The organism is Oleiphilus sp. HI0086 (genome assembly GCF_001635225.1).
The window spans coordinates 1-1,104 of record NZ_LWFZ01001205.1 but is presented as its reverse complement, the minus strand read 5'-3'; the positions used below and the strand labels follow the sequence as shown (position 1 = coordinate 1,104).

Annotated in this window: 1 protein-coding gene; it reads left to right on the top strand. The window is 46.6% G+C overall.

From position 1 onward, the window contains the following. A partial coding sequence (locus A3756_RS21165) for a molybdopterin-dependent oxidoreductase (protein WP_156490654.1) occupies window positions 1-1,104 on the top strand: 1,104 nt, incomplete at both ends.

The following is a 1,104-nucleotide window of genomic DNA, read 5'->3' as shown; positions in this document are numbered from 1 at the left end:
GCTCATGTAGTTGGAAGATTTATGTTAAGGATGGCCTGGTAACCTGGGAAACCCAGCAAACTGATTATCCTCGTACGCGCCCTGACCTTCCTAACCACGAGCCACGCGGCTGTCCTCGTGGTGCGAGTTATTCCTGGTACATCTATAGTGCAAACCGCTTGAAGTACCCAAAGGTACGTAAAGCTCTATTGAAGCTATGGCGCGAAGCTAAAGCCCAGCATAGTGACCCGGTTAAAGCTTGGGAATCGATTGTTAACGATCCGGCAAAAGCTAAATCCTACAAAGAAAAACGTGGTATGGGCGGCTTGGTTCGTTCTGACTGGAAAGAAGTTAATGAGCTGATTGCTGCTTCTAACGTTTACACTGCTAAGAAATATGGTCCTGACCGTATTACCGGCTTCTCGCCAATTCCTGCGATGTCGATGGTTTCTTATGCGGCAGGTGCTCGTTACTTATCCTTGATCGGTGGTAACTGCCTAAGCTTCTATGACTGGTACTGTGATTTGCCACCAGCATCTCCTCAGATTTGGGGTGAGCAGACTGACGTACCAGAATCTGCAGACTGGTATAACTCTGGCTACATCATTGCTTGGGGTTCTAACGTTCCACAAACGCGTACACCTGATGCTCACTTCTTCACTGAAGTTCGCTATAAGGGTACTAAGACTGTATCCGTTACACCTGACTACTCAGAAGTTGCGAAGTTGACCGATGAGTGGATTCACGCGAAGCAAGGTACTGACTCAGCAGTAGCGATGGCAATGGGCCACGTTATTCTGAAAGAGTTTCACGTAGATAAGCCAAGTGCTTACTTCACTGAATACGTGCGTACCAAGACTGATTTCCCTTACTTGGTTATGTTAGAAGAGTCTGATCAAGGCTTACAGCAAGGTCGCTTCCTAAGAGCCTCTGATCTCGATGGTAACTTGGGTCAAGAAAACAACCCTGAGTGGAAGACGATTGCAGTTAACGATGCGAGCAATGAGTTGGTTTCACCTACCGGTTCAATAGGTTATCGCTGGGGTGAAAAAGGTAAGTGGAATATTGATCAGCTAGACGGTAATACCGGCGAAGAGATCAAATTAGGCTTATCACTAAAAGATA